This window comes from Cytophagaceae bacterium (assembly GCA_016722655.1).
Lineage (GTDB): Bacteria > Bacteroidota > Bacteroidia > Cytophagales > Spirosomataceae > Leadbetterella.
In genome coordinates this window covers 2191337-2218031 of the sequence record JADKIR010000004.1, presented here as the reverse complement: position 1 = coordinate 2218031, position 26695 = coordinate 2191337, and the positions used below count along the sequence as shown (strand labels likewise).

The window sequence follows — 26695 nt, the reverse complement described above, 5'->3', positions numbered from 1 at the left end:
TTTAGAATGATGATCTCAACATGATACCAACTGTACGCGAGGCAGGGTTTGTACCTGCATTATTGATGGTTTGTGTCCATCTGGTTCCAGCTGTAAGTACTTCAGGGTCAATATCTTTAAGTTTTCTATACAAAAAGAAAAGATTTCGGCCAAAAACGGAAACAGTTACTCTTTTAGCTCCAATTTTCTTTGTTAAGTTAGCAGGAAGAGAATAACCTAAAGTCAACTCACGCATTTTTACATAAGTAGCTTTATCCATATACAGCTCATACCTGGCACTACTATATTGAGGACCTCCCCAGTTATATACATTCCAGTAGTAATATGCCTGAGAAATAACGTTTGTATTTTTTTGACCTTCGCCAGTAACACCTTCCAGAAGCATACCATCATGATAAACAGTTTCGCCATTTGGCCCGGCAGAAGCAGTAGTTTGAATTCCTTTTCCATCTTTCATATAATAAGAAAGACCGCCACTTTCTGCATCCATATATTTGGTAGATTCTTCGGTTAGACCTCTTGATGTCATCCAGTTAACTCCGGTAGGCATAACATAACCACCTAGTCTATAGTCTATTGATGCATTTAAAGTGAAACTTTTAAATGTTAAAGTATTAAAAATACCTCCCACCCCAACAGGTTGTGTATTTCCAATTTTTTTCCAGTTAGCATCCAATTTATATAATCCATCGCTTTGGATAATATTATTACCACTTGCATCGGTTGCGATACCGTGTGCGTACAAATCACCCATTGGCTGACCCACAGTAGAACGAAGTTGGGCCGCATTTCCATCGTAATCTGCATGTAAGATTTCGTTAGAATTATCAGTAAGTTTTTCTACTGTATTGCGGTTCCAGGCATAATTAACGCTCAAATCCCAGATAAAATCTTTTCTTTTGATTGGCGTAGTATTAAGACCAATTTCTATACCTTTATTTCTAAGTGTACCGGTATTGGCTAAAATCTCACCTGCACCAGTTGTAGCCGCAAGAGTAGTTCTCAGGATTTGATTTCTGATCTGGGCATTGTAATGAGTGATATCCAAACCAATTTTGTTTTTAAACAGCCTGGTTTCTAAACCAATTTCATATTCATGTTTACGTTCAGGAGCAATATTATCGTTTCCAAATGACCACGGAAGCTCGGTGTAAAGCACTGAACTACCTCCAGAAATCTGGCTGCCCAATGTACCTTGAGAATAAGAGAGCGGTGCATCATAAATACCAGGATAGTTACCCACAATACCCCATGATGCTCTCAATTTTCCATAATCCAGGAATGAAGGCATTGTCCATTTTTGTGAGAAAACCAAACTTGAGTTAATAGATGGATAAACAAAACTATTATTATCTGGGTGCATTGTTGAGGTACGGTCTCTTCTGATTGTTCCTTCCACATAAACAAAATTGTCATAATCAAAATTTACTACACCAACTATAGCATCAATTACTCTATTCTGGCGACGAGTATCACTGTTTGCTTTATTTACCGAAGCTGCTACATCAAAGAAATTCTCTGAACTTAATCCTCCATCGGTGGACCTGCTGGTAAGATTAAAAGTACTATTGGTGGCATTATAACCTCCACGTACTGTCAACTCCATTTTATCAGTCAATTTTTTAACATAGGTAGCTAAGAATTCGCCATATAAAACACTGTAAAGCTCGTTTGTAGATATGTATTCACCTGAATATCCAAATGCGAGAGGTTTCTCTGTTGCCCTTCTGTCGTCAGTATTTTGAGAAGTAAAGTCGTTTGAGAATCTGGCTCTTAAACTAAAATTTGGAGTAACATTATAAGTATTGGTAATACTTGAAATTACACGGTTACTTTTCTCATCGACATTGTATCTGTAAACTCTCCACATGTAGTCCAAAATATCGGCCCTATATCCATTGTAAATAATGTTCTCACCAGGAGTTACTGATTGACCAGTCGCTCCAATAACGGCCTTATACCCCTGGCTGGTTTCATATCTGTTTTTATACCAATCACCATTATCAAACCTACCCAGCATACCGGTGAAGTTGTTGATCATTCGGTCTGTTGAATAAGGCCTGTTCATGGTATTCTGATTGACATAGTTTACCATTACATCGGTCTTAAAATTCTTCGAGAAATTAAAAGTGGTATTGAGGTTGGCGATATTTCTCTGGTTTTTTGCATTTAGGCTCACGCCTTCATTGTCCTGACGGGTAAATGAAAGACGGGAAGAAACCATACTGTTAGATTGGGTAACTGCCACATTGACTTGTGAGTTTTGAGCATCCTGGAACAAATTTTTATAACCATCAGGCTGTGCCGAATATGGGCGAACCACTCCGTCCCATGACATAATAGGCTGGCCATCAAACTTAGGTCCAAAATTTATAGAATATTGCAATAATCCTCTGGTATCTTTGGTGCCATCACCGTTGGTATCATAATATATGAATCCATTGGCGTCCTGACCTCCATTGCTTACATTTAAAGGAGCACCGGCACCTCTGACATTTTGAAAACGTGGAAGGTAGGCCACTTTGTCAACTGAAAAATTAGTATTAAAATCTACAGAAAACCCTTTGCCAGTTCCTTTTTTTGTAGTTATCAAAACTACACCATTAACAGCTTCAGAACCATAAAGAGCTGCTGCTGATGCACCTTTTAGTATCGAAAGGCTTTCAATATCCTCAGGGTTGATGTCATTCAGACCGTTTCCTCTCTGACGTTGGTCACCCCAATAATTGTCATTGCTAACTGCACCGTTTCTGATAGGCACACCGTCAAGAATAATAATTGGCTGGGTTTGAAGCGAAAGTGAGTTACCTCCCCTTACGGTAATATTTACAGGACTGGTAGCACCACCAGGACCACTCGCAATACGAACACCTGGGGCTTTACCATACAATGAGGATGCCACATTGGTATTGGCTACTTTTATTAACTCATTGGCTTTGATTTGAGTTGTAGCATAACCTAGCGATTTTTGCTCACGAGCAATACCCAGGGCTGTTACCACTACCTCGTTTAAGTTAAGAGCACCCTCTTCCAAAGTAATATTAAGTACACTTTTCCCGGCAACAGGTACATCCAGAGTGTTGTATCCAATAAAAGACACAATCAAAACAGCATTGTTGTAGAGAGAATTAGGAATTGTCAGGGCAAATTTTCCATCGCCATCTGTAGCAGTTCCTACCGTAGTTCCTTTCAATGCAACAGATACGCCGGGCATTCTTTCCCCTTTAGCATCTGACACGGTACCTATCAAGCTTTGAGCCATCGTTCCGACACTCAGAAGCATGAAAAGGACCACCAAATAATGTAGCTTTCTTACCATATTGATATTTGTTTAAAAAAATATTATAAATTTTTGTCAAATTTTAATAAAAATATTTATTAAAAAAACATTTTATTAAAAATATTTTAAACAAATATTAAACTTTTACTAAATAGATTTATTTGTATGATGGAAACATTAAACTAAAAAAAGAAGATTTTTATAAAAAATTTAGATAATTATGCTCTGAAAATAAGCGATGAATACCTAAAGGTCTCTAAAAATGTCAAATGAGGTTTTTAGAAAATAAGCGAGAGCAGCCCTTAAAGATTGAATCCAAACAAAATTGTCAAAAAACTTGGTTCTTATGAAAATAACTTTTGGGAAATTTGAAAAGCAGTATAGTTTGGAAGTTGTAATCTTAAATATGAATTTTTGAAGAAACATAAAAACTATAACATAAAACAATCAAAATATTATTTACTATTAATTTTTCGCCACCTAAGCTGATTTTGAAGATTAGAAATCTGTCGATTGTAAATAATGGTTTGTGCTGGCTCAGCTTTATTTATCAACACCGCTTCTTTACAACCGCCCGAAGTTAAGCCACCTGGCTGCCAAAGACTATTGGCTCCCACTTCTGTCCCGTTTGGAATCTCGAAATTATACTTTTCCCAATTAATATAAAATACAAATAACTCATTCTCAAAGGGTTTTAAAGTTCCGGATGAATATCCCAATGCGTTTTCGATGACGGTAAGTTCTTCGGTCCTTTTGTATTTTCTGATTATCTTATTCATATCAGTTTTCAACATACAATATTTCCGTGGGGGGAAACTATCAAATGGTCCACTTTCAACCCAACTTTTTATAACTATAAATGCTGCCCCTCTTCTTTTAAATTGTCTTTCATGCTTTTTGATATATTTTTTATTTAAGTAAAGCTCAGGGAGGGGACGTTCCATTTTAGAAACAGAAACTACTTTTTGGGCTGTAAAACCAGAATGATACGCTTTTGATAATCGACGTAACCTGTATTTTGTTTTAATTTTTCCAACTGGATGCTCCTTATCTGATTTGAAAAAAGCTTTTTCCGGAGCTTCGTAAATAGTAGCATTTATTGTATATGTATTTAATACGAAGGTTAGAAAAAATACCTTTGAAAGAATTCTCAAAATGTTCATTTGTTTTCAGGCAATAATATGATCTTTAGACAAAAACTATGCCGTGGAGGGTTATTTAGCATACTTAAAACCGGCGAACAATTTCAGGAAATTGTTTTTCTGAGATTATACTTTTCTAAAAATTCCAAAATCAACCTGTCGTAAGCTCGTGCCCCTTCTGAATAATTTTTCCTATCCAGAATAACCGGCACCTGTTTGGCAGTAGAATCAATAAATGCTCCATCGCGTGGTATGTAGGTATCAAAAATCTGATCTCCGAAGTTTTCATGCATCAGGTGTAATATCTGATTGGACAATAAATTTTCTTCCTCGTGCATAGTGAGTAATATTCCCTCAACATAAAGTTCAGGCTTAAGGCGTTTTTGAATGATTTTTAAAGTTCCTAAAATCAGTTCCAAACCTTCAATCCCAAAAAACTCGCATTGCAGAGGTATTATGATGGAGTCGCTGGCCATTAAGCTATTGACAGGCACTATGCCTAAAGACGGAGGACAATCTATAAAAATAAAGTCATAAAGTGGTTTTATTGGCTCCAGAATTTCTGTCAGAATATATTCCCGTTCGGTAAAATTAACGAGTTCGATTTCGGCACCAACCAAATGTGGCGTTGAAGGAATAATGTCGAGATTGGGATATCCTGAGCGTATAATACAGTCCTGAATGGGACTTAAACCGACCAGAGCAGAATATATACTTCGGTTGTCGTATTCGGTTTTTAATCCAAAAGCCACAGTGCAACTAGCCTGATGGTCAGTATCAATCAGCAGCACTTTGTACCCACGGGCAGAAAGGCCGGCAGACAGATTGACTGCAGTGGTGGTTTTACCAACTCCACCTTTTTGGTTAGTTATTGCAATGACCTTAGGAAGCATTTTTTAAAATATTGAACATGCAAATTAAAATTATTTTGAGGCCTTTCAATATTTTTTTTCTTAAAATTATTTTAAAAAAAATATTCATAAAAAAAGGGCTGATTGCTCAACCCTCATTTTTATTTAATTTCAATATTTTTTTCAACCGCCTCAAGTGAAAAACTTTCTCCATAATCCAACACACCAAGTATGGAATATTTACCAGGTTTAATATCAGCTGGAAGCTCAAACGGGACGATGCGGGTACCGCCGGGAAATATAGGAAAAGATTTGGCCGGCAAAATAGTTTCAGCTGAGGTAGCAAGGTTAGTTATTTCTAAATGAAAATTCCCTGTAATCATTACTTTTCCGGTATTTTTCACCTCAAAATCATAAACTCGGGGCTCTTTTAAGTTTTGAGTCAAGCTTACTGCACTAGCTGAGGTTTCAGTAAGGCTGGCCGGAGTTTGATATATATGTATTCCTATCCTAATAATTTCCTGAATGGAGGCTTTTGCTTCATTTGGGCCATTGGTAACCGGTTTTTTGAGATTGGCACTTTGAACAAAAAGCATAGCCCATTTCATTGCTTCCAATTCTTCAGGTTTATTGGGTGCCTGAATATTCACTGTGATTTCACCCGATTTTCCGGCTTCAATCTCAAGGAAATTCTTATCCAGCTTAATCCACTCGGCACATGAAAAAGGCGTTGTATTAGGCTTAAAATATTCATGAGACCCGTCGGCTTTTCTGTTCCAATCGCCCAGACTTAACTCAAATGACTGCCTGGAAGTGGAATTATTGGTAATAACCACTACCTGAGATTCGGACGAACCTACATTATCGATATGAAAATCTATGAGCGAAGGGTTGATATTAATTTGCTGAGCCGAAACCCGGACAAGCATGAAAAAAAAGAAAATACCTGCAAAAAGACGTTTCATTTATAATTTTTAGTTTACTTTAAATTTCAAAAACATTTTAAAAGCGAAATGCTCAAAAAAAGACACTTCGTAAGTATATTTTTTGTTCTGTTGTTTTGGATTTTAATGTCAGGCAAAGTTACGGCACAAACATTTTCATACGTACTCCAAACCTCCACTTTAACATTTGATTATACAAGTAGCTCAAATTTTACTTCCACAAGGGTAATTCCCAAAGCCTTTGTACTTTCAATAAATAATTCAAACAGAGGCCGTTATAATATTTACTGTAAAATCGTGCCAATTAATTCATTATCAACGATTATCGACCCATCCACTTTTTTTTCTGTCAAATTTAACAGTGCCAATTTCAGTATGTCAAGCTCTTATCAACAAACTTTTAATATTGGAATCAATGACCAACTTATAGGTACAGCTACCGGAAGATCCAAAAAGTCAGACACAATTAATTATGATTTGATTCTTAATCCTTTGGACTTAAGTAATCCACCAAATATTTATAACTATACGATTGCAATCACAGTTTCAGAATATTAAAATGGCCTATTCAAAAAAAATACTATATCTTATTTTTGGGCTTCTTGCAATACCGAAACTTGTGGCAGCTCAAAGCACTATAACCCGAAATGCGATTATCAACGTAAGGGTAAGTCCATATACTGAACTCGATTTATCCTTTAGTGGCAGCTCAAATATCAGGTTTAACACCAGTCAGGAACTCAACGACGGCATAATACTAAGTAACCGATTCACTGTCAGGATTAATACCAATCAAAACTGGGTTTTAAATGCATCCAGCCTAACTTCTAATTTTTTGTCAATCGGGCCTAACGCCCCAACTCAGATGCCAGCTTCTGTCTTAAGTGTAAAGAAAAACTCAGATGTCAATTTTATCCCCTTCTCACTCAACCCCTCTCCGGTAGCAACCGGCTTCAGAGGAACCAGATATGCTGCCGGAAATGATTTCAAACTTGACTTAAAAGCCGCTCCCGGTCTTGATTACGACGGAGGTAGTTTTGCACTGGTTGTAGTTTTTACACTTACCGCACAATAAAACCCTAGTTTTTCTTAATATTTATCTGCCGTTTTTTTTGTGTAACCTTAAAAATCACTTCGGGTACTTCTCCTTTTGTTAAATCTACTGATATTATCGGTCTTTCAATTGTTGTTCCTTCTTCGAAAATATTAGTTGGAATCTGAATATTATACTTATCACTATTTAAGTTAAAAAAGAACTCCCCATTGTTATTGGTAGCAGTTTTAATCAACTCTCCAGATTTGTTTATTGCAAAAATCAAAATCCCACCTAAACTTTCTTTTCGTTGATCTTTATTGTCAGTACCAAGTACCACTCTTCCAGATACAGATTTACTTTGTTTAAATGGAACTCCCAATGAAATATTCCTTTGAATATTCAATGTATCTAAAGTACCTCCGTCAATTACCCATCCTCTTAAATTCTGAATTTTGCGATAATCGACAATGTATTCGCCTTTATCAACATTTTTCAAAAAAGCCATCCCTTTTTTATTAGTTTGCAGAGTTACACCATTGACCTGGATATTTACCTCAGAAACAGGCTCTTCCCCTTTGTCAAAAATATCGTTGTTGTTTTTGTCTTTAAACATAAAAATACTGGCCGAATGATATTTTTTCTTAAATACTAAAGGAATACCCAAAGCTTTTTTGAAAGAAATATTGAAAGACGGTGCCAATTTTACATTTATCAGATTGATATTGGAATAAAAATTAAAAGAAGCTTTTATTCGGGGAATCTCGACAAAAACTTCATTAGAAAAATTCAGTGATTGTTCGCTGACCCCTGTATTTTTTACTAAGGAAACAAAACTTCGGTTATAGAAAGTCCTCGATTTGTTATTTAAAGTATATGATAATGAGAGATTATAAGAATTGGGTTTAATATCTGAATTAGCAAAATTTTGATAATCAAAATAATAAACCGCTCCATCGTTGTAATTACCATTAAAACCAAAATCTTTAAATTTCATTTGATAAAATACACTATATGTTTTGTCCAGATTCTTATTGGTAGCTCCTTTAATTGTTGATTTTACATAATTTAGCATTAAAGACTGACTAAATTTTATTCTGTTGGTCGAAAAATTTAGTCCTACTTTTTGTCCGGTCATTTTTCCAAATTCTGTATTTTTTTGATATTGATCTAAAAGCGAATAGCTCAAAGTGGCAATTTTCACATTGTCATTAATTCTCAGTCGCACGCCATGCTCATTGATACTCGAATTCTGATATAAAGAAACAGCTTCATTAGGCTCAAGGTAGGGATTTCTGAAAGTGGATTCAGAAAACAAATAAAATCCCCGTGTTTTTCGACCAACTGAAAGCTCATGATTGCCATATTGCAAGCCTTTGAACAGACCCGGAAAAAGATCTGAATAATAATGATATGAAGACTGTATTCTTGCTGCCCCTTTTTTCCATTCGAGCCTGTAGCCTCCCATCAATCCTTTGTTATTTTCCTTATTTTCAAGTTTCAAAGTATTGCTGTAACCCGCCGTAAGCATCAGTTGGTTAGTGGTTGAGAATCGTTTATCAAATCGGTGAATACCAAAAAAAATGTTTTCAGCTTTCTCATGTTCCTTTACAATTAAAAAATTTGAGGAAAAACTGGTTTTACTTTCGTTTTGATATTCCTGCTTAAATCCAAACATTTCTGAATCAGAAAGCCGGCTTTTTAATGCAAAAGTTTGAATTTCATTTTGCTTATTAAGTTTTAAGCCTAATTTGAGACCATCACCATTGATCTGATAATTAACAAAATTTACCATATTTCCTGCGAAAGCATTAAACTTTTTGCCCTGGTAATTAAGAAACAAAGAATTTGTATTAAACTTTTCTTCTTTCGAGAAAGAGTTGGTTCTATAGCGGAAAGTAAAACTGTTATTGGCTGAAGGTTGGTATTCACCATCAATATTTAAATAAGAATAACCTTGATTTGGCAAAAATGCATTTACACCCACATATTCTATGTCAAAAGGGAGGACACCATATTTTTTTTTATGACCTATGTATGTATCTTCTGCAAAATAAACGGTACCGGTTATCATCTGGGTTTCAGCTTTTGATTTTACATAAAAAACTATGTTGTTATTCTGAGAAGTCTTAATATTATTCGAAACATATACGGTCAGCAAAGTGTCTTTTCCCGGATAAAGAAATATTTGATTGCCGGTAGAAGGAAGGCTCACTCTCAGGTCGGTTTTTATTTCAATATCGAAAAGTTCCCTTTTATTTCCGGAATTACGAATTTTTAAAACGAATTTAGGAATACTGTCTATTTTTGAAACGACAATCCCTGAGGAGATTAAGCTTGCAGACCAATTTGTATTTTGCTTAATTTTAATGATAAAACTTATTATTTTTTCTTTGCCCGTCAAACTATTTTTTAGAATTATTGAAACAGGATAATTGAAATCACCCAAGGCAGCTCTGGAAGGAGAAATGCGGAATGGAATCGTTAAAAACTCCCCTCTTTTTATTTCAAATGATGCACTGGGATTGGTTACAAAGTTCCACCCGGCAGGTAAATTATACTGAACATTGAAATGTTGTGCCTGGCTCGAATTATTATTAACCGTGAGAGAGTTGAATGCAAACTGACCATTTTTCACGACTATAGTGTCATTGAGAATCTGCATTCCGAAAGTTTCGTGTTCATCAAAGTTCTGTCCGGAAGCGAAAAAATTCACTCCTAATAAACAGAAAACCAATGTCCATATTTTCAAAACTTTCAACATTTGAAATTTATAATTTCAGGAAAAATTTTAAGGTGCTGTAACTGTGAAAGTTACATTTAGTGAATAAGTAGCAGGAGAGATATACCCCGGATTGGCGATATAATCGATTTTAAATGTATTGGCACCAAAGCCCCCCTTGTTTCCATTGGCCAAAGGCTGATCTGAGGTCGTTAATCCAAAACTATTGGTTGTACCATTTTTCCTGATACTAAGAGTCCCTGCACTTATATTGGCATCACCCCCACTTGTAGCTGAAAAATTTGCCGAATTAGCTTTTACGTTTACTATCCAGTTTTTATTTGACCTCACTCTGAACCCCGCTGCCGAACTGTTGGTAATCCCATTTTCAAATGCTGTGGCATTATCAAATGTAAAACCAAGATTTGGAGCTGTATTATCAAAATCCAGCTCCAGAATATTATTAATGGTAAGTGTAATGGTTTGAGATCTCGAAGTACTTTGAGACCAGGCATTTATCAGGATACCCGACAAGAATAATGTCAGAATTAATTTTTTTTTCATTTTTCAAAGCACGTAAGGTTATTTTTCTCCCGGTAAATTAGATTCAGGGAGCTGTCACGGTGTACACCACAGGCAAAGTATAAGTTGCCGGGGCAATATATCCGGGATTTGCAAAATAGTCTATTTGGAAAGTATTGGTTCCATAACCTCCTTTGGTTCCGGTAGTCAGAGTTTGGTCGGCTGTCGTTAAGGCCATCCAGGCTGTAGTTCCGGCCCTTCTTACTGAAAGTTTGTTGGAGGCCACATTGTTTTCACCACCGGCGGTTGTTGTAAAATTAGCGGCATTGGCTTTCACGCTTACTGTCCAGTTTCGGTTAGACCTAACTCTAAATCCACCAGCAGTAGCATTGGTTTTGCCAGATTCAAAATCGGTTGCAGTAGCAAAAGTAAAACCAAGGTTTTGAGTGGTGTTGTCAAAATCCAACTCTAAAACTGTATTGACGGTGTAGGTTACGGTATGAGATCTGGAAGTGGTTTGCGAAAAGCCCAAATAGGGTATCCACAAGCACAGCAAGTAAACTAATTTTTTCATGTTATTAAAAAAGCAATTGTTAATTATGGTTGGTCAAAACCGAATCTCTCCGATTTTACTGACCTGCACATGTTCTTACTAATTGATAATTCAATATTTATGCCAAAACTAACTTACAGGATACATTTAATATACAAGTTGCTATATATCAATATTTTAAATATTAAAATAATTTCAAAAGTCTTCTTAAAAACCAGGATTGTAAAATAAATGGGAGGGAAAATTAGTGTAGATAATTGCCCAATTCAGGAGCATAATTCATGAAAATTTATTAAAAACTTCCGATTTTTAAACAGAAAATTTAAGTAAAAAACAACATTTAAAAAGAAAAATTAGGGAGCTGTAAGAGTGTATGTAAGTTCGATTACATAAGAGTCAGGACTTATAAAACCGGGATCAGCTTTATAATCCAGCATAACTTTGTTTTTATCAATTCCTCCTGCGGTACCATTGCTAATTGCCTGATCATAAGTCGTCAAAGCAATATTTTCAGAACCACCTGATTTTTTGATAATTAATGCTGAAGAACTAATTGAAGAAGTTTGGCTTCCCGAAGCTTGAAAACTTTCAGTACCAGCTTTGACATTCAAAACCCACGGTCGGTTAGCTTTGATTTTTAAGGAAGCTGCTTGTGTTTTTTCAACTCCATTTTCGTAGTCGGCAATTGTCCGAAAGTTAAATTCAGGAGAAACTGAAGCATTCTCAAGTTTTAAATCCAGAATGGGATGGGCTATTATTTTGACTGTATGTGAAACTGTTGTCTGTGCAAATCCGAAACCGGAAAATAGCTCAAAAACTAATACAGTTATTGCGATTCTTTTCATTTTTCTAGTTTTTTCCTGAGCAAAAAAGTCTTTTTCCAAAGAAATATAGACCCTCTGACAGGAACAAACATAGAAAAACAAAATCTGGTTTCCTAATAAATAAGGAATAAATTATTAATCGGCATCACTACGAAAGGGGGCGATTCGAAAATCGTCCCCTTTTGGTATAAAAGTAAATTTTTACGTCAATATTAGTCGTGGCTTACTGTGTAAACAACTGGTAATGTATAAGTATCCTGTGCAAAATAGCCCGGATTCAATTTGTAATCCACTTTAAATGTGTTACTAGTAGCAGAATGTCCACCTTTGGTACCAGTAGCCACTGTAGCTGAAGCACTCATTCCTGCAAATGTCGATCCTGTGCTTTTCTTAAACTCAAGAGCACTTCTTGCCAATTCGGTATTATTGTTTCCAGAAGTTGAGGTAAAATTAGCATCTGCAGAACCTACAGAAACAGTCCATGGCTTAGTTGATTTTACTTTTAACTCAGCGGCATCAGTTTTAGTAATTCCAGCCTCATAGTTTGCAGAAGTTGCAAAGTTAAACTCTACGTCTGTAGAAACTGACATTTGAATGTCTAAAACCGAAGATGCAATGATTTTAACATTGTGACCAACTCTGTTGGTGTCAGCCGGTGCAAATGCAAATGCACTAAATCCTAGAATTGTAAGTACAATTGTAGTCAAAATTGACTTTTTCATAAAAAATAAATGGTTAATTTTGGGAATGTGCTTTTATTAGTTTTTCCTGACTAATAATCCTTTTTTTAACACGCTTCCACGTTGAACAAAAATTTTAATTTGGGAATGTTACCGCTCAATATTTTTATTAGAAACACTCTGGATATTTGTGTTCAAAATTTATGCCATAAATACAAATGGAAACCTGTACAATTTTTGGAAGTTTTTTTTTATTCTGGAAAAAAAACAAAAATAACCTAAATGTAAAATATTATAAAACAGCTAATTACACTTACTCTCTGGTAAAAAAGACGTTTTTATTCCTATCATTTTTATATACTAAAGGTAATAAAAAAGAATCTATCAAATGTTTGAAAAAAAAATTGGCACAAGTACAATTCAGTTCTGATGCCAATCTTTGATACTTTCTGAAAGCGTTTTATAAACTTTGGCAAGGTCGTCGTCATCGGAAATAAAATCAAGATGCGATTTTAAAGTCAGAAGGTCGTTTCGCATGGCGGGGCCGGTTTGCACTTCGGCAGGGTGTCGCGATGAGAGAGCTTTTTTGAAAGTTTCAGTAATTATGGGTTTTAATATTTCAAAATCCAGATCTTCGGCATCTAAAATCGCTTTGGAAAGGGCAAGTAAGTGATTGGTAAAGTTGTTGGCAAAAACTGCAGCAACATGTAGAGCTAGCCTTTCTTCAGAGTTAAGTATATAAACCTCATCAGAAATGACTTTCGCAAGTTTTATCAACGTTTGTTTGGTGTTTTCGTCGTTGGACTCTATGCAAACCGGAATTTTTAAAAAATCGACTGATTTACCTTTTTTAAATGTCATCACAGGATAAAATACCCCGGTTTTCACTTCCAAATCATGATAAATCTTCAAAGTTCCGTCTAAAATTTCTATGCTTTTTGCTCCGGAAGTATGCACAAGAATCGAATTTTCAGGCAGCACAATTCGGGCACAAATCTGCTCGATGGCATCATCTGAAACACAAATTATGAAAATTTTGGCTTTGCTATCTGAAAAATCGAGTTGATCTGTTGGGTTCGATTGATAAAGATCGTCGGTGAGTAAAATGGCCTTACTCAGCTCCCGACTATAAATTTCAGAGATTTCGATGTTATTTTTTTCAAAAACACGTGCCAAATGCCAGGCAAGATTACCTGTTCCTATGATACTTACAGTCATCGGGGGTTAGAATATACAGGCAAAATAACCACAAAATGTCAATCTACCTGCTTTTTGCTAAATATTTAAGAATATCATCGGTTGCTCCTGCTCCCGATTCAATATAGCTTTGGGCCAGATCTTTTACTTTTTGTTTTGCTGTTTTATTTTCCAAAAAATATTTCATTTTTTCAACCATTTCGCTACTGTTTCCAACCGAAAAAGCTACGGCTAGTTTTTCAAGATCTACAGCTTCCTGAAATTTTTGATAATTTTTATTTCCAAAAAAAACAGGGACACCAAAAACTGCTGCTTCGAGAATATTATGCAGGCCCTTACCGAAGGCTCCACCCACGTAAGCGTAATCGGCATACTGGTAAATAGCTGACAAATAGCCCACTGCATCAATAATTAAGAGTTGTTTTTCAGTATTTATTTCCTCCGAAAACAAGACCGCATCCAGGGAATTTTTCCATTCATTTATTTCTTCCGGATGAATATCATGCGGCACAAGAATAATTTTCATTTCGGGAAAAGCTTTGAAAACCGGCTTCAATACTTCCAAATCCTTAGGCCAAACACTCCCAGCGACCAGAACGGAATTTTCCTGAACAAAATTTTTGATTTTATCTATTTGGGAAACATTCTTTGCATTTTGTTTAACTCGGTCAAAACGGGTATCTCCCGAAACAGTGAAATTTTCCAATGTTAAATCTTTTAGAAGGTTTCCTGAGGATTGATTTTGGACAAAAAAATGATCAAAATTTCTGAGAATATTCCTGAAATATGAACCGTACCATTTAAAAAAAATCTGTTTTGGCCGGAAAATAACCGAAATGCCTATCAATTTTGCTTCTGAATTTTTGATTGCGTTTACAAAATTTGGCCAGAATTCATATTTCACAAAAACTACAACTTCGGGCTTGAAAATCTTTAAAAAACTTTCAGCATTTTTTCTGGTGTCAACAGGCAAATACATTACCTTATCGACCTGATTATAGTTTTTTCTAACCTTGTAACCCGAAGGCGAAAAGAAAGTCAGCAAAATGAAATAATTGGGATATTGTGCTCTGAAAGCCTCGATGACGGGCCGACCTTGTTCAAATTCACCCAAAGAAGCACAATGAAACCAGACAACAGGTTTGAGGATAGGATTTGATTCGAAATTTTTCAAAACGTCTTCACTTTCAAGCCTTCCACGATAAAACTCATTCAATTTGGGGCTAACCCTGGCCAAAACGGGCAGTACCACCGAAAAGGCATTTATCAATACCTGATAGAAAAAAGAGGTAATATTGGCTATCAGGTTCATTGATTTTGGAGGATTTTGGGTAAGGAAATATTGAATTTGACCGCCAATAATCTTATTAAAATGATTAGCCCAATCACCAGATTCTGAATGATACCGGTTTGTAAACCAAAATATTGTAACACAAAGTAAAATAAACAGCCAAAAATAACCGCAGTAGCATAAATTTCTTTGTGAAAAATCGCCGGGATTTCATTCAAAATAATATCTCTGACCACACCTCCAAAACTGGCAGTGACAGTAGCTAAAATCATACAGGCAATTTTCCCAAGGCCTATATCTAGCCCGGCTTCGAGCCCTTTTACGGTAAAGAATGCCAACCCGATGGTGTCAAACAACAGGAGTGTTTTGTCGAGTTTGATGATATATTTTCTAAAAAAAACTGTGATAACCGATACTACCACTATCAGCAAAAGAATCTGACTATCAAAAAGCCAGCGGATGGGAAACTTGCCCAAAAGGATATCTCTTACCGTACCACCACCAATGGAGGTCACAAAGGCCACCACCGTAACACCGAAAATATCCAGCCCTTTCCTGATTCCTGCCAAAGCTCCCGAAGCAGCAAATGCAATGGTTCCCCCAATAGTCACATAAGAGATTAACTCCAATTTGGTTTTGTTTTTTTGCAAAAATACAGAGTAATAAACTTTAAATTCTTTGTTTTATTAATTTTCACAGATACTAAACTCTATTTTATATTTAGAAAAATCAATAAACTTAACAATAATAAACCTCACCCTAAATCCCTCTCCAGAAGGAGATGGACTTTAATTAGGGAGATATTGACTCTTGAATTGCTTAATTTTTACATACAAAATTCGTAACTTGCGGACTTATTTTAGATTACAAAAGAATATTTTATCTTGATAATGAGATACCCCGAGTACAAGTCTGTGAATTATGCCGATCTGGCGGATGAAATTTTAGATTTTTGGCAAAAAAACGACATATTTCAAAAATCCATTGAAGTAAGAGAAGGAAGCCCAAGTTTTACATTTTATGAGGGTCCGCCATCAGCCAACGGCACGCCGGGCATTCACCACGTGATGGCTCGTACTATCAAGGATATTTTTTGCAGATACAAAACACTCAGGGGTTTTCAAGTAAAACGCAAAGCAGGATGGGACACGCATGGTCTGCCTGTAGAGCTACAGGTTGAAAAAGAACTGGGTATAACAAAAGAAGACATAGGCAAAAAAATAACTGTCGCCGAATACAACCAAAAATGCCGTGAAGCTGTGATGCGATTCACTGATTTATGGCAGGACATGACCGACAAAATGGGCTACTGGGTGGACATGGAAGACCCATATATCACCTATAAAAACGAATACATTGAGTCGATTTGGTATCTTTTGAAAGAGCTTTATAAAAAAGGCATGCTTTACAAAGGATATACTATTCAGCCGTTTTCACCTGCCGCCGGAACAGGTTTGAGCTCACACGAGCTGAATCAACCTGGTTGCTATCGTGATGTAAAAGACACCTCACTTACGGCACAGTTTAAACTGATTAAAAATCACAAATCAGAGTTTTTGTTTGATGCTGCTAAAGGCGAAGTGTATGTGTTAGCATGGACTACCACTCCATGGACGCTTCCATCGAATTCGGCACTGACGGTTGGAAAAAATATTGATTATGTGTTGGTAAAAACCTTCAATCCTTACACTTATCTACCTATAAATGTGATTATTGCCAAAGATTTGGCAGGAAAATATTTTACAGAAAAAGGAAAAGAGGGAGATTTTGAAGGTTTTGAGAATTCTGACAAAAAAGTGATTCCATGGACCATAATTACTGAAGTAAAAGGCAGCCAATTAAATGGTATGGAATACGAACAACTGATGCCTTATGTACAGCCCAAAAGTCCGGCATTCAGAATCATCATCGGGGATTTTGTAACAACCGAAGACGGTACAGGTGTTGTACATACTGCTCCTACTTTCGGGGCGGATGACTTCAGGGTAGCTCAGCAACATGGCATCCCGGCCATAATGGTTGAGGATGAGTCAGGAAAAGAGATGCCATTGGTTGACCGTAAAGGTCGTTTTGTGAAAGAAGTAAGTGACTACGCCCTTGAGTATGTAAAAGAAGCGTATTATTCGGCAGAAGAAATAGAAGAAGAAAAGAAAAAACAGGGTCGCGACAAATACCTTTCGGTAGATGAAAGGATTGCCATCAAGCTAAAAACTGAAAACAAGGCCTTCAATGTTCAGAAATTTGACCACCCCTACCCTCATTGCTGGCGAACAGACAAGCCGGTTCTTTATTATCCTTTAGATAGCTGGTTTATCAGAACAACCGCTGCCAAGGAGAAACTGGTAGAACTCAACAAAACCATTAACTGGCAGCCTGAAAGTACGGGTTCTGGAAGGTTTGGCAACTGGCTGGAAAACCTGGTTGACTGGAATCTGAGCCGTAGCCGATATTGGGGCACTCCGTTACCTATCTGGAGGAGTGAAGACGGTGAAGAAGTATGTATAGGCTCTGTAAAAGAACTGATTGAGGCAGTGAACTCAGCTTTGGATTCAGGGAAATTGGGGGAAAAAGAGGCTGAGAAGAACAGAGAGTTTTTGGAGAGGTATGAGGCGAGTAAACCTCAGGTTGATGAAAAGATAAATGATTCTTTAAACCTCACCCCCAGCCCCTCTCCTGAGGAGAGGGGAGTTAGTTCTGAAGAGAACCGAGTAAATAGAGTATTTAGGGCGGATGCTAAAGTTTGGCTTGAAAAATTAAAGAATTATGCCCGTGAAAATAGAAAGAATCCAACCGAAAGCGAGGATTTAATATGGCAAGAGGTACGAAATAACAAACTGGGAGTAAAATTTCGGAGACAGCATGCAATTGAGGGTTATATTGTAGATTTTGTTTGTATTTCTCTAAACCTGGTTATAGAAATAGATGGTGAAATCCATGATATAGAGGAACAAAAGATATTTGATCAAGCAAGAGAGGAATTTTTAAACTACGAAGGATTCAAGGTTATAAGATTTACAAATGATGAGGTAAAAAGCGATTTAAATAAAGTAATTTCTTCAATCTGTGAAATTATTGAAAATCTTAAAAAAGATTCTTCCTATTATTCAAATAAAAAAACTCCCCTCTCCCCAGGAGAGGGGCAGGGGGTGAGGTCAAATGAGTTATTCGACCTCCACCGCCCGCATGTGGATGAAATCTATTTATTATCCCCATCAGGAAAAGTAATGTACCGTCAACCTGACCTCATAGATGTTTGGTTTGACTCTGGTGCTATGCCTTATGCTCAGTGGCACTATCCGTTTGAAAATCAGGATATATTTGATAAATCATATCCTGCAGATTTTATTTCTGAAGGGGTAGATCAGACCCGTGGATGGTTTTTCACATTGCACGCCATTGCCGGGATGCTGTTTGACTCAGTGGCATTCAAAAATGTGATTTCAACGGGTTTGGTGCTCGACAAAAACGGCAACAAAATGTCGAAAAGATTGGGCAATGCTGTTGATCCATTTGAAACCCTGAAAAAATATGGTGCTGACCCTACCCGCTGGTACATGATCACCAACGCCGAGCCTTGGGATAACCTCCGCTTTAACATCGAAGGTATTCAGGAGACCCAAAGAAAGTTTTTTGGAACATTGACCAACACTTATAATTTCTTTGCCCTTTACGCAAATCTCGATGTCTATCAGATAGAGCAGTTTAACCGTGTGCCCAAAGAAAAGCTCACCGAACTTGACCGCTGGATTATTTCGAAAGTCAACACTTTGATTAAGAAAGTATCTGAAGAATTTGACAATTATAATCCTACAAAGGCTGGTCGTTTGGTTCAGGATTTTGTCAATGACGATCTTTCCAACTGGTATGTGAGACTCAACAGGAGGCGTTTTTGGCAGGGAGAATTGACCGATGATAAACGTGGGGCCTACCAGACACTTCAGCATTGTCTGGCAGCTGTAGCCCAGCTGATGTCTCCGATAGCTCCATTCTATGCTGAGTGGCTCTATAAAAACCTTACCGACGGTATCAGGGAGGAATCAGTAGAGAAAAACACGCCATTCAAATACGAATCGGTGCATTTTACCGAATGGGCTCCTTACGAAGCCGACTGGGTAGATGCTGATCTGGAAGAATCCATGACGCTCGCTCAGAACATCTGCTCTATGGTACATGCTCTGCGTAAAAAATCAGGCCTGAAAGTAAGACAGCCGCTCCAAAAAATTCTGCTGCCGGTTTTCTCAGAAAAAGTCAAAAAGCAGATTGAGCATGTGATACCGATTATCAAATCTGAGGTGAACATAAAATCAGTCGAATTCCTGGACGATGAAAGTGGTGTATTGAAGAAAAAAGTGAAGGCTAATTTCAAAACTCTGGGACCTAAATACGGCAAAGACATGAAGGCAGTGGCCGACGCTATCTCAGGAATGGATGCCGCAACTTTGAAAAACCTTGAAAATGAAGGAAAAATAAGTCTGAATGGTTTTAATATTGAATTGACCGATGTGGAGATACTAACTGAGGATATACCGGGATGGTTGGTAACCGTGGAAGGTGGACTTACAGTTGCCCTTGACATCCATATTGACGAAGCTCTTAAGCAAGAGGGTATCGCCCGTGATTTTGTAAACCGTATTCAGAATCTGAGAAAAGACAGTGGCTTTGAAGTGACCGATAAGATTGTGATTAAACTCAAAAACAACAATCAGGAACTTGCCGATGCAGTAGATGCTTTCAAGGATTATATTGGTACCGAAGTACAAGCTCTATCGATTGAAATCGGAAGCGATTTTGAAAATCTTTCTGAGATAGAAATGGACGAATATATACTATTGGTAAATATTTCTGTAATTTCTTAAAAACCTCACCCCCCGCCCTCTCCAGAAGGAGAGGGAGCTTTTATTCAAAAAAACTTTTTATTTTAAGTAATTCATAATAAGAAAATTAAGCCAAATGGATTAAAAAACTTAATATAATTTTTCCGGTGGGGTATTGACAAGTAAAATTAAGATGCTATCTTTGCACCACGTTTACAAAAAACGCCTTTTGGTTCGGTAGTTCAGTTGGTTAGAATACCTGCCTGTCACGCAGGGGGTCGCGGGTTCGAGCCCCGTCCGGACCGCTCAATCAAGTACAAATTGATTCAAAACCCTATAAATCATTGATTTGTAGGGTTTTTCGTTTATATACCCCACCAAATTATTCACTTTTTCTCAATCCTTTGGTGACCTCTTAGGTGACCTCTTTTTTTAGAAAAATAAGGTCACCAAAAAGTATATAAAAATTTAATATTCAGCAAGTTATCTCTTGTTTTTTAGGTGTTTTTTTATTATTTTTATACATAAATAATACTTACAAATGCTTAAAAACTTATCACTTCTTTTCTACTTAAAAAGGTCGAAATCCAAATCAAATGGGGACTCTCCCATCTACCTTAGAATTACCATAAATGGTAAGCGTTCTGAAATCGCCACCAAGCGTTATGTGCAGCCAAACAGGTGGAATCCTGACAAGAATCGGGTGGCTGGAAATTCCGAAGATGCAAGAGGAATTAACACCTATCTTGAAGTCCTTCAAAGCAAAGTTTATGATGAATTAACCACTCTCACGCACAAAGGAAAAATCATAACAGCCGAAGTTTTAAAGAATCAGATTTTGGGTATTTCTGAAAGCCAAAAAACCTTAATTGAAGCATACAATTTTCATAACCAAAATATGAAAGCTTTAATTGGGAAAGACTATTCAGCTAAAACCTATTCAAAGTATTTAACTTCTCTGGATCACCTGAAGGGATTTTTAAAGAAAAACTTCAAGGTTTCGGACTATTCATTAAATGACCTTAAACATTCATTTATTACTGAATATGAATTTTACCTCAAAACAGAAGCAAACCTCGGAACCAATTGCTCCAATAAATACTTGACCCATTTTAAAAAAATCATCAGAATTTCTTATGAGAACGAATGGATTGAACGAGACCCATTTTTATCATTTAAGATGAAAAATGAAGACGTACAAAAAGATTTTCTTACTGAAAATGAGCTTGGGGTTCTTACCTCTAAACCATTTAAAATAAACAGGCTTGACCAGGTAAGGGATATCTTCGCATTTTGTTGTTATACCGGCCTTTCATTTTCTGATGCTCAGAAATTAAATACTGATAATATTATCCAGGGTGTGGATGGAAAAAAATGGATACATATCAATAGAACCAAAAACCAAAAGAAATCAAGAATACCATTACTGCCCCAATCAGAAGAAATTTTGAAAAAATACCAGGATCACCCACAATGTGAAATAAAAGGCACTTGCCTTCCGATGTTAAGCAATCAGAAGATGAATGCCTACTTAAAAGAAATAGGTGATCTCTGCGGGTTTACTAAAGTCTTAACCATGCACATTGCCCGGCATACTTTCGCTACCTGGGCTCTTAGCAGTGGAGTACCTTTGGAAACCGTAGCCCAAATTTTAGGACATAGTAGCCTGAAAACAACACAGATTTATGCCAAGCTTACAGACCACAAAATCGCCCGTGATACAGAGATTTTGATGAAAATGAATAAACCTTCAAAAAAACTTTTAAAACTTGGCTAAAAAATTTAGCAATTATTGCCAAAAAGTGCCTTTTTTTACCCTTACTTTATTAGTAATCAACACAATACTTTTGCACGGTATTGTGTTTTTTTGTATATTTGTGTTATGATACTACTAAATAAAATAATCTAAATTCATTTAAATAATATGGTTATCGAGTTTATAACAAAAGACGAGTTTTCCTCATTTAAAGAAGAACTGATCCAGGAACTAAAAAGCATTTTCGCTGAAAAAACTTCTGGAAAGAAATGGCTTAAATCCAGCGAAGTCAGAAAAATGCTTTCGATCTCTGCCGGTACGCTACAGACACTACGATCCAATGGGACACTGCCCTATACCAAAATTGGCGGTACCATGTATTACGAGCTAAAAGACGTTGAATCGATACTTATAAATAATAAAATTAGTGCTTAGAAGTGAAACAACTAAAAAAAAGACTTACAATACCAGAAAAATTCACAAATGACCTAGAGGAATGTATTAAGAAAAACCCTCCTCCACATGATTTCAAAATAAGTCATGCTCAGTTATTTATACATTATATAATTACCGCACCGGCAAAAAGAAATAACTATCTCACTAATGAGGGCTATACCCTTCTAAATCACGACCTACTAAAGAAAAAAGGGATTTCAAAACCAACTGTAATCAAAGCCTACCTCTTAGAAAATAATTTTATTTATTGTGACAATATATATTTCAAAAACTATTTGGTTGACAACAAATCCAAAAGTAAAAGCCTTGGATACAAACTTGATGTAAAGTACGATTTTGATATTTCAAGCATTTGGTCAGAGGATAAAAATATAAACAGAGCATTTATTAAAAAAAGAAACCAAAATAAAATTCATAACTCAGGAAATCATGCACATTTAATAAAATTTCTTAATAAAGCTTCCATTGACTTTTCTGGTATAAAGCAAGAAATAATGAGAAGATTGGTCTTTGACAATAGTCAAGCAGACCTTGGCCAAATTAAAAAGCCCAAAAAAAGCAAGAAGAAAAATTACAGTGTGAATGATTTCAAAGAACATGCTGCCATAAAATATGCTTTGGCCACCCACAAACTTCATTGTTTAAAACATGACCTATATTATGACCATGTAGACCCCAAGGGCGGTAGGTTGCACACCCCATACACAAACATGCCAAAATATTTCCGAAACTATATTACTTATAATGGGCAGAAATTAATTTCTTTGGATATCAAAAATTCTCAACCCTATTTCTTCCTTGCATTGCTTAAAAATTTATGTTCTGAGAGGAAGTCTTTACCTTATATTTATAATAATCCCATAAATCTACACAATATTAATCATAATAATCCCAACCTCACCATCCTACCCTATATGACGCAAAAAATCAATGAAGTTATTCAAAATAAGGATGTTATGCTATTTTTCGACTTGGTTAGAACTGGGAAATTTTATGAATACTTAGAAGAAGCAATAAAAACCTCAGACAATCCAATTATAAGAGATTTTTTAGGTCCCGATAGCAGCCGTAAGGCTCTAAAGGCAATTATTTTTGTAGCTATGTTTTCAGACAATCGTTTTATAAACAGCCCAACCAGAAACGGTTACCAAGGAAGTGAATTAAAAGATCTATTTAGAGATTTATTTCCTAGTGTTTATGATATATTCAAAACAATTAAAAAAAGTCATAAAGAAAATCTTGCCCTGATACTACAAAATATTGAGGCCCACAGCATCTTAAATGTTATAACCAAAAGAATTGCAAAGGAAAGGCCAGACTTATTTATGATTACCATTCACGATTCGATAGTTACAACAGTTGGCAACGAAGATTATGTTAAAAGAGTAATGGAAGAAGAGCTTGTTAAAATTGTAGGAGTGGCACCAGAAATTGACTTGGAACCTTGGTTTAATAAAGAAAGAGATATCTCAAAAACTATAAATGAAGCATCTTATGAATCAAATATTCTTAAAGTAGCTTAGATATTTTTGATTTAGATTTATTTTTAACCTACATTTGAAAAACCAAGAATATCTAATTTTTAGCTGAAAAATCTAATCCCTATATTAAACTAAGGCCGCTATTTATGGAAAACCTCCCACAAAACGCCACCCAAGAAGAGGCAATAATCTATTGGTCAGATATCATTCTGAATCATTTATTAGAGCTTCGAAAATCAAAGTATCCAAACCTAACTTTTTGGCTTAGAAAAACTGACAGTGATCGATTAAGGAAAGGCTATTGGTTTCAAGGTAGCTTTTACATCTTTTTAGGATTTACAAGCAAAGGAGATTGGAAAAACAAAACCCGTCAATTTGGCTTTGTGATAAATTTCTCCGATCCTCAAAATCCAAAACTGTACTTAGAGGTAGCTTATCAGTCAGAAACTAATCAAGAAATTATTAACTGTTACGAAAGGCTTGTGACAGCTATTGAAGGTTTCGAAAAACGAAGCGAGGGGAACTATTTTAAATATTATGATAGTGGAGATATAATTTCAACTATCGACAAGTTTTTGGAAACTTCTTGGCCTTTATTCCTTGAGACTGTCAGTTTGTTCAAACTCGAAGAAGAAATACTAATTTCAGAAGGTAAATTTCAAAAACTGCTCAATCGAACTCTAAGTATCCGAAACGACAAAACCTCAATTATTCCCGAAGATACTGAAATAGAACCCGACGATGAAATCAACTACTGGTGGCTCAATGCCAATCCCAGAATTTGGAAAATAGAAAGCCATAACATTGGCAGCAAGCAAACCTATACCACCCACAACGAAAAAGGCAACAAAAGAAGGATATATAAACATTTTGAAGCTGTTAATCCTGGCGACCTAATAATTGGCTATGAAAGTACCCCATCAAAACTCATTAAAGCATTTTATAAAGTCACCAAAGGAAAACATAATTCCGACAAAGATGAAGAAATTGAGTTTGAACTTATCAAAATTTTGGATGTACCAGTTCATTGGAGTGAGCTGAAAGAAAACCCATTACTTGATAAATGTGAGGTTTTTATAAATAACCAAGGTAGCTTATTTAAACTCACAGCCGAAGAGTTTGAAATTATCAGAGATATAATCGATGAAAAAGCAATCCTGCTTGAAACCGAATCTGAAAATATAACTGTTGAAAATTATACAATTTTTGAAGATAATGAAAAGCCTTTTATATCTGAGACAGCTTTAGATGAAATCACAAAATCTCTCAAATACAAAAAAAACATAGTCCTTCAAGGTCCTCCAGGTGTTGGTAAAACTTTCATAGCCAAAAAAATAGCCTATCAAATGATGGGTAAAACTGATGATTCAAAAATCCGAATGGTGCAGTTTCATCAGTCATATGCCTACGAAGATTTTATTCAGGGAATTAGACCAGCCAGTAATGGCACATTCAAAGTCAAAAACGGATTATTCTATGAGTTCTGCAAAAAAGCTGAAATAGACGCATCTAATGATTATTTCTTTATTATTGACGAAATAAACAGAGGAAATCTTAGCAAAATATTTGGTGAACTTATGATGCTCATTGAAGCTGATAAAAGAGGGAAATATGCTGTACCTTTGACTTATTCTGAAAAAGACGAATCGCCATTTTCAGTTCCTGCCAATCTGCATATCATTGGAACCATGAACACAGCTGATCGTTCTTTGTCAATTGTAGATTATGCCTTAAGAAGGAGATTTCGATTCATAGACCTACAACCTGAATTTTCTGACTCCTTTATTGGATTTCTCGAAAGTCAAGGCATTTCAAACTCAGATGCCAAATCATTGTGCAATAAAGTTAACCAGCTAAATCAAGACTTAAGCAAAGACAAACACCTTGGTCCAGGCTTCCAGATAGGCCATAGTTATTTCTGTTCTAAACCCGATGGTCCTTTCGGTACTTGGTTGGCTGATATTATTAATTTTGAAATCAAACCATTGTTAGAAGAATATTGGTTTGATAATAAATCGAAAGTGGAGGAGGCTGTAAACTTGCTAAGGGCATAATGGATATTCCAATTCAAAATATCTATTATTTATTATGCTACGCATGGGATAAACTCGAAGAAGCAGAGCCTGTTAGCGTTGATTCTGATACAGAACATCAATTGCTTAACCTTTTCGCCAAAGTACTCTCAGAAAGGCTTAAGTGGCTTTTAAAAAAAGGTTTGGATAGAAGCTATATTCCTATTGAAGAAGAAATATTCGGCATAAAAGGTAAGCTTGATTTTTCCAAAACCATCAAAAATAATTCCTTAAGAAAACACCATACAGTTTGTGAATTTGATGATTTCCAGTTTGATATTTTATCCAATAGAATAATTAAAAATACCCTATCAAAATTATTGAAAACCGAAAATATAGATTCAAGAATTATTGAAGATGTTTTCATGGTTTTCCATAAACTGCCCGATATCTCTGATTATCAATTCCGTCTTTCTGATTTTGATAAAGTCAGGATACACCGCAATAATTATCATTACGATTTTATTCTGAAAATATGCAGGATTATTCAGGAAAACCTGCTGATTAACGAAAAAAGCGGCAAATATCGTTTTTTTGATTTCGTAAGAGATGAAAAAGCCATGGCCAGATTGTTTGAAGCATTTGTTCGTAATTTTTATAGAAATGAAACTAACTTCAATGTAGAATCAAAACAAATTAAATGGCAGTTTACTAATGTTTTAGAAAACACTGAGTCGTTTCTGCCTTTGATGAAAACCGACATAACTATAAATGCCCCTGACTGGAAACTCATCATTGATACCAAATATTACAAAGACGCTTTTAAGTTAAGTTACGACAAGCCTAAATTTGACTCAGGCAACCTTTATCAATTGTTTGCTTATCTTATTAATCAAGAAGATGGCACCACATACACCAAGACTTGCCTGGGAATGCTTTTATATCCCAGCACCAAAGATTATCAAGATGCCGAAATGTGGTATCAGGAACATAAAATTAGAATCAGTTTTGTGAATTTGAATCAAGATTGGAGGTTAATAAAAGATAGTTTATTAAAATTACTAAAATAATGGTTTTCAAGATGTTTCATTTTCATATTATCATTCCTTAAAATAATATTTAAAATCAATATATTTG

Annotated in this window: 20 protein-coding genes and 1 tRNA gene; 9 read left to right on the top strand and 12 right to left on the bottom strand. The window is 35.9% G+C overall.

The features are described 5' to 3' along the window. Nucleotide 1 precedes the first annotated feature (1 nt). The 4 genes from IPP61_10135 to IPP61_10120 all read right to left on the bottom strand — a co-directional run bounded on the left by IPP61_10135 (nucleotide 2) and on the right by IPP61_10120 (nucleotide 6238). Nucleotides 2–3319 carry a SusC/RagA family TonB-linked outer membrane protein gene (locus IPP61_10135; protein MBL0325522.1) on the bottom strand — a complete coding sequence of 1106 codons (3318 nt, stop codon included), beginning with the start codon at nucleotides 3317–3319 and terminating at the stop codon, nucleotides 2–4. Between the two features lie 416 nt (nucleotides 3320–3735). Continuing rightward, complete coding sequence (locus IPP61_10130; GenBank protein MBL0325521.1) at nucleotides 3736–4443, bottom strand: hypothetical protein; 708 nt, start codon at nucleotides 4441–4443, stop codon at nucleotides 3736–3738. Between the two features lie 83 nt (nucleotides 4444–4526). Further along, nucleotides 4527–5315: a ParA family protein gene (locus IPP61_10125; protein ID MBL0325520.1), complete on the bottom strand. Its 789-nt coding sequence runs from the start codon at nucleotides 5313–5315 to the stop codon at nucleotides 4527–4529. Nucleotides 5316–5434: 119 nt separating this feature from the next. Further along, complete coding sequence (locus IPP61_10120) at nucleotides 5435–6238, bottom strand: hypothetical protein (GenBank protein MBL0325519.1); 804 nt, start codon at nucleotides 6236–6238, stop codon at nucleotides 5435–5437. 48 nt (nucleotides 6239–6286) lie between these two features. Between IPP61_10120 and IPP61_10115 the strand changes: the two genes are divergently transcribed. Both IPP61_10115 and IPP61_10110 read left to right on the top strand, forming a co-directional pair. Then, on the top strand, nucleotides 6287–6775 hold the full coding sequence (locus IPP61_10115; GenBank protein MBL0325518.1) for a hypothetical protein: 489 nt from the start codon (nucleotides 6287–6289) through the stop codon (nucleotides 6773–6775). A 1-nt stretch (nucleotide 6776) separates the two neighbouring features. Beyond that, nucleotides 6777–7292 carry a hypothetical protein gene (locus tag IPP61_10110; GenBank protein ID MBL0325517.1) on the top strand — a complete coding sequence of 172 codons (516 nt, stop codon included), beginning with the start codon at nucleotides 6777–6779 and terminating at the stop codon, nucleotides 7290–7292. 4 nt (nucleotides 7293–7296) lie between these two features. Here the strand turns inward: IPP61_10110 and IPP61_10105 are convergent, their stop codons facing one another. From IPP61_10105 to IPP61_10070, 8 genes are all read right to left on the bottom strand, one after another. Beyond that, entirely contained in the window at nucleotides 7297–10014 is a 2718-nt protein-coding gene (locus IPP61_10105) for a hypothetical protein (protein ID MBL0325516.1), read from the bottom strand. A 27-nt stretch (nucleotides 10015–10041) separates the two neighbouring features. Continuing rightward, nucleotides 10042–10536: a hypothetical protein gene (locus IPP61_10100; protein MBL0325515.1), complete on the bottom strand. Its 495-nt coding sequence runs from the start codon at nucleotides 10534–10536 to the stop codon at nucleotides 10042–10044. 43 nt (nucleotides 10537–10579) lie between these two features. Then, nucleotides 10580–11068: a hypothetical protein gene (locus tag IPP61_10095; protein MBL0325514.1), complete on the bottom strand. Its 489-nt coding sequence runs from the start codon at nucleotides 11066–11068 to the stop codon at nucleotides 10580–10582. A 332-nt stretch (nucleotides 11069–11400) separates the two neighbouring features. Continuing rightward, a complete protein-coding gene (locus IPP61_10090; protein ID MBL0325513.1) occupies nucleotides 11401–11892 on the bottom strand; it encodes a hypothetical protein in 492 nt (163 codons plus the stop codon). Nucleotides 11893–12083: 191 nt separating this feature from the next. Then, nucleotides 12084–12593 (bottom strand): hypothetical protein, encoded by a 510-nt coding sequence (locus IPP61_10085; protein MBL0325512.1) that lies wholly within the window; start codon nucleotides 12591–12593, stop codon nucleotides 12084–12086. A gap of 378 nt (nucleotides 12594–12971) precedes the next feature. Next, nucleotides 12972–13769, bottom strand: a complete 798-nt coding sequence (locus IPP61_10080) for a DUF2520 domain-containing protein (protein MBL0325511.1) — start codon at nucleotides 13767–13769, stop codon at nucleotides 12972–12974. A 43-nt stretch (nucleotides 13770–13812) separates the two neighbouring features. After that, nucleotides 13813–15060 (bottom strand): 3-deoxy-D-manno-octulosonic acid transferase, encoded by a 1248-nt coding sequence (locus tag IPP61_10075; protein MBL0325510.1) that lies wholly within the window; start codon nucleotides 15058–15060, stop codon nucleotides 13813–13815. Further along, nucleotides 15057–15659: a trimeric intracellular cation channel family protein gene (locus IPP61_10070; GenBank protein MBL0325509.1), complete on the bottom strand. Its 603-nt coding sequence runs from the start codon at nucleotides 15657–15659 to the stop codon at nucleotides 15057–15059. Before IPP61_10070 ends, IPP61_10075 begins: the two co-directional genes overlap by 4 nt. Before the next feature lie 270 nt (nucleotides 15660–15929). Between IPP61_10070 and IPP61_10065 the strand changes: the two genes are divergently transcribed. The 7 genes from IPP61_10065 to mcrC all read left to right on the top strand — a co-directional run bounded on the left by IPP61_10065 (nucleotide 15930) and on the right by mcrC (nucleotide 26628). Continuing rightward, a complete protein-coding gene (locus IPP61_10065) occupies nucleotides 15930–19895 on the top strand; it encodes a class I tRNA ligase family protein (protein MBL0325508.1) in 3966 nt (1321 codons plus the stop codon). A 189-nt stretch (nucleotides 19896–20084) separates the two neighbouring features. After that, a tRNA-Asp gene (locus IPP61_10060) sits at nucleotides 20085–20158 on the top strand. Between the two features lie 236 nt (nucleotides 20159–20394). After that, a complete protein-coding gene (locus IPP61_10055) occupies nucleotides 20395–21630 on the top strand; it encodes a site-specific integrase (GenBank protein MBL0325507.1) in 1236 nt (411 codons plus the stop codon). 147 nt (nucleotides 21631–21777) lie between these two features. Then, entirely contained in the window at nucleotides 21778–22044 is a 267-nt protein-coding gene (locus IPP61_10050; GenBank protein ID MBL0325506.1) for a helix-turn-helix domain-containing protein, read from the top strand. Nucleotides 22045–22046: 2 nt separating this feature from the next. Continuing rightward, on the top strand, nucleotides 22047–23588 hold the full coding sequence (locus tag IPP61_10045) for a hypothetical protein (GenBank protein ID MBL0325505.1): 1542 nt from the start codon (nucleotides 22047–22049) through the stop codon (nucleotides 23586–23588). 104 nt (nucleotides 23589–23692) lie between these two features. Then, the gene (locus IPP61_10040; GenBank protein MBL0325504.1) at nucleotides 23693–25600 is read left to right on the top strand and encodes an EVE domain-containing protein; all 1908 of its coding nucleotides are present in this window, start codon (nucleotides 23693–23695) and stop codon (nucleotides 25598–25600) included. Beyond that, on the top strand, nucleotides 25600–26628 hold the full coding sequence (gene mcrC / locus IPP61_10035; protein ID MBL0325503.1) for a 5-methylcytosine-specific restriction endonuclease system specificity protein McrC: 1029 nt from the start codon (nucleotides 25600–25602) through the stop codon (nucleotides 26626–26628). Before IPP61_10040 ends, mcrC begins: the two co-directional genes overlap by 1 nt. The last annotated feature ends 67 nt before the right edge of the window (nucleotides 26629–26695 follow it).